The sequence below is a fragment of the Bacillus hominis genome, from assembly GCF_018332515.1.
GTDB classification, from domain to species: domain Bacteria; phylum Bacillota; class Bacilli; order Bacillales; family Bacillaceae_G; genus Bacillus_A; species Bacillus_A hominis.
The window spans coordinates 1-4264 of the sequence record NZ_BOQD01000287.1; the positions used below are offsets into that span (position 1 = coordinate 1).

A 4264-nucleotide genomic window follows, 5' to 3' on the forward strand; every position below is an offset into this window, starting at 1 on the left:
ATATAGAGGGCCCCCTAATAATTTCACTTAAAAATCGGTAATTAATGAAACCAAGAATAATCATCTGATACACGATTACTAGTTAATATACCCAAAAGATATGATTACTAGAGATAATCTTTGATACTGACAAGTGAGGTGACGTCGATGAGAGGGATATTAATAAAAATCGGAGTATTTATTTTGGTTTTCACAGTAGGGCTATATCTTACAAAATACGCATATGACCATCATACGAACCGAGCTAAAGTAAGAGACACAATTCAACAAATATCAATAGAGCACGGTATGCCACCATGGATTCCTTTATCTATTGCATTCCATGAAAGTAAGTTTGATCAAAATGCAGTCGGGGATCAGGGCACATCATTTGGACTGTTTCAGCTCCATCGAGGTGGACTAGCACCTAAAGATTTAACGAATGAAGATTTGAAAAATGCAGAAACCAATACTCGAATTGCAATATCTAATATGATAAATGCGTATAACCGTGGTTTACAGCAAAATTTAAAAGGAGCAGAGCTATTAAAACATGTTGCGAATACCTCAGGGTGGCCTGGAAATAAGGGCGTTCAATGGACGGATAAACAGACAGACTATAACGAGGGTTTAGAAAAAAGTTTTAAAATGTTTTCTAAACGACAATACGATTTTATAGAATGAAATTTCTTTTTTCTTTCTATTACTATATAACTTATGCCTAAATTCGAAAGTTCCTTTAAACAGATACATAGATTGACCTTGTACTGCTTATATTAGGGATTTAAAGAAAGAATATGTACAATTCTCCCACTACACTAGTATAGTGGCCTTTATTAACAGCAAAATTTACAATTTACAAGGAGAATATTTTATGAGTAAGAGAATAAAAGAATTAGATTCCATACGAGGGTTAGCGGCACTTACAGTGGTATTTGGACATTTTTGTTTAATGCTACCATCGTTGCCTAACTCTATTAAATTTTCCCCGCTTAGGTTTTTATGGGCGGGTGGAGAAGCTGTAATCGTTTTTTATGTACTAAGTGGTTTTGTGTTATCTATGGCACTTTATCATTCAAAAACAAATTATTGGGGATATTTAATTAAGCGATTTGTAAGAATATATATTCCTTATTATTTTTGGATAATCATTACCTTTGCTTTATTTATTTTGTTTTCACCGTATGAAGTGGCAGGACTACGGGATTGGTTCTATGATAGGTGGCAAGGGTCTATAACAAAAATAGATATTATAAACCACTTTGTGCTTCTTAATAACTTTTTTACGGAAAATTATAACCCAGTTATTTGGTCATTGGCTCAAGAAATGCGTATATCTATTGTATTTCCTTTGTTATTCCTTCTTTTTTATAAACTGAGTTGGAAGAAAACGATACTAATTGCTTTGAGCTTTTCTTTAATTAGTGTTTTCCTTAATATGTTGCATATTGGGAAAGCAGAAGGATTTTATAATGGTTATGCCGATACACTGCATTTCACATCTATGTTTATGGTTGGAATGTTACTTTTTAAGTATCAGGAAAAACTTATTTATTTATATCAAAATATGAAAAAATTTAAAAAAGGATTTCTTATTGCATTAGGGATAATTCTATATTTATATTCCATTTTAATTTATGGTTTTTCCCGTAATGACACTACTTTCTTATTAAAAGATTGGGGTGTCGTAATTGGTGTTAGTATATTTATTATCATGGCGATGAGTAACCTAAAAGTAAAAGCATTTTTAAATAAGAGTGTATTTGTATACGTAGGGGAAATTTCATATAGTATCTATTTGTGTCATTTTCCAATCATGATGGTACTATTTAAACTTTTGTATACAAAGATACCTATCTTCTTACTTCTTACTTTATGTATTACAATGACACTACTTTTTTCTATAATATCGTATCATTTAATTGAAAAGAAATGTATCAACTGGGCAAAACAAAGAACAACTAATTTTCGGAAAAAAGTGTAATGCTTGAGGGAATCTTCTTTCTTTAGTAAATATACGTATATTACCGGTTCCTAAGTGTATTAGGAATCGGTCAATTATAGATTCTATATAAACATACTAAAATTGAATAAATTTTTAATTTTATATATAACTTCAAAAATCCTCTTACTAAAGAGAATCTTCGTAACGTTTATCCAAACATAGCTGAAAATACAATTAGTAAAACGCTAGTTTCCTTGTAGCCGCTTGGTCATATAAAGCTAGTTTCAAGAGTACAGGTTTAATTCTATATTAATAATTATTAGGGGTAACAATACATCGATATCTATATCTAGAATGTTATATAAAACTATTGAATATTTTATTCGTAAAAACAGAGGTGTAAAATGAACTTTATTTCCGAACTACTTGTTACCGTTGCAATTCCTACAATACAACTCACATTTTTGTTACTACTCATATTTGTTTTTAGCTACTTTGTAGTATACAAAAAGGTGTGTAAAGGTGGGGGGGAATTTACCGTACAACAAATTATATTATTTATATTAATAATAGGATATTATTCCCTTGCATTATCAGCTACTTCATTTGGTCGTCCAGATGATATAACTTTTGCAAGAACAATTGACTTTGATGTACTTAGTGTTTATAAAAAAGCATGGAATACCTTTTCATTTTCTTCTTTTTTCCATATCATTGTGAATATAGGTATGCTTTTTCCGTTAGGAATTTTATTACCTTTAGTTAGTAATGTTTTTCAAAAAACAAAATGGATGTTAATCAGCTCAATTATAGCAAGTTTATTGATTGAAATCCTTGAATTTACAATGCAACGTGGAAGTATGGAACTAGCCGATTTACTTCATAATACTTTAGGAATGATGCTAGGATATTCTATGGTAAATATAGTTCTTATATTGTTGAAGAAAAAAGAAATGGATATACAAATGATCAAATATTTATTTCTTCCGATTACAGTAAGTTTTGTTGCACTTGGAATAATGATTTCGTATCAAATGAAGGAATTTGGGAATACGCCTTTAGATCCCATTACAAAAATAGACATGACTGATGTCACTATAAAAACATCAATAGAGTTAAAAGACGAAGGAAAAAAAATGCCTGTTTACAAAGAGGAAATTCCAAACATGTCTGATGACAATGAGCCAGTTACAAAAAAATTACATATTCGAGATGTTGAAATTCTGTCTCCGAAAGAAGCATTTCAAAGACTAAAACAAGGAGACTTTGATCCTATAATATCTTTCAAAGCAGGTGATACATTAGTCATTACAGATTATAATATAGATTACTACGCTGATACAAAAGGCTATTCTCAACCTATATATGTTTTTCAAGTACGAATAAATGATAATGACAAAAATAGTTGGTCTCAGCCTATTTCCGCGAGAAAATAACGTGGATTTTCTTATTCTGTTCATTTGAATAATTTAATTTAGTTGTACTTAATTATTTGAAAAATCCCCTGTGGAATTTAATTGAAATTAAAAACATTTAGAAAGAACAATTATGCAGTGAGCTATTGTATAGTGTAGATATGAATATTAAAAAAGGGGGACTATATATGTGGAAGAGATTTGTAGCGATTGGTGATAGTTTTACAGAGGGGATAGGGGATGAAGTTGAGGGAATAGCATTAAAAAGCTGGGTAGATCATTTTGTTCAACTGTGTGTAAACGATATAGAATATGCTAATTTTGCAAAGCGTGGGTTAGTAACTGAAGAAATTCGCTCGCAGCAATTGGAAAAAGCATTAACTTTTAATCCAGATTTGGTTAGTTTGATCGCAGGTGCAAACGATGTTTTAAAAGGACGTTGGAATCATCATGCATATAAGAACGATATGGAATTTATGATAGATACATTAAGTAAAACAGGTGCCGATATTATTATAGCAAACCTTCCAGATTTTACAGTTAGGCTTCCTTTTTCTTCTGAAAAAAAACAAGTGTTAAAAGAACAATTATTAGAGGCAAATGAAGTTATAAGTTCACTGAGTAGAGAGTATAAGATTCATCATGTTGACTTTTGGAGTCATCCTTTAGTTAATGACAATACGCTTTGGTCTGCGGATTTAATTCATCCAAATTCAAAAGGGTATGTAAAAGTTGCTGAATTGATTTTTAGTAGTTTGCCTGTACATGACTCTTCTAAATAAGTTATAGAATGAATTATGATGATACCGTCAGAAACCCCTGTCGCATACAGCGCAGAGGTTTTTGATGAGAAAAAGAAGGATATAGGGGTCTATAAATTATACTTTAAGTAATTCTTTTTATTGTTTATTTTTTTGTTATTCTC

At 30.7% G+C, this 4264-nt stretch carries 4 protein-coding genes; all 4 read left to right on the forward strand.

Annotation, left to right across the window (positions count from 1 at the left end; genetic code table 11):
• The first annotated feature begins 147 nt into the window (after window positions 1-147).
• On the forward strand, window positions 148-663 hold the full coding sequence (locus KI356_RS22470) for a transglycosylase SLT domain-containing protein (protein WP_212936510.1): 516 nt from the start codon (window positions 148-150) through the stop codon (window positions 661-663).
• Between the two features lie 190 nt (window positions 664-853).
• The gene (locus tag KI356_RS22475) at window positions 854-1963 is read left to right on the forward strand and encodes an acyltransferase family protein (protein ID WP_199659392.1); all 1110 of its coding nucleotides are present in this window, start codon (window positions 854-856) and stop codon (window positions 1961-1963) included.
• A gap of 365 nt (window positions 1964-2328) precedes the next feature.
• Window positions 2329-3360, forward strand: coding sequence for a VanZ family protein (locus tag KI356_RS22480; protein ID WP_212936511.1), 1032 nt, complete (start codon window positions 2329-2331; stop codon window positions 3358-3360).
• Between the two features lie 140 nt (window positions 3361-3500).
• Window positions 3501-4121: an SGNH/GDSL hydrolase family protein gene (locus KI356_RS22485; RefSeq protein WP_212936512.1), complete on the forward strand. Its 621-nt coding sequence runs from the start codon at window positions 3501-3503 to the stop codon at window positions 4119-4121.
• Window positions 4122-4264 lie beyond the last annotated feature (143 nt).

Bases quoted from the DNA above. Each gene is read 5' to 3' on its own strand.
- KI356_RS22475 (WP_199659392.1), top strand. From the start codon at position 854: ATGAGTAAGAGAATAAAAGAATTAGATTCCATACGAGGGTTAGCGGCA.
- KI356_RS22480 (WP_212936511.1), top strand. From the start codon at position 2,329: ATGAACTTTATTTCCGAACTACTTGTTACCGTTGCAATTCCTACAATA.
- KI356_RS22485 (WP_212936512.1), top strand. From the start codon at position 3,501: ATGAATATTAAAAAAGGGGGACTATATATGTGGAAGAGATTTGTAGCG.
- KI356_RS22470 (WP_212936510.1), top strand. From the start codon at position 148: ATGAGAGGGATATTAATAAAAATCGGAGTATTTATTTTGGTTTTCACA.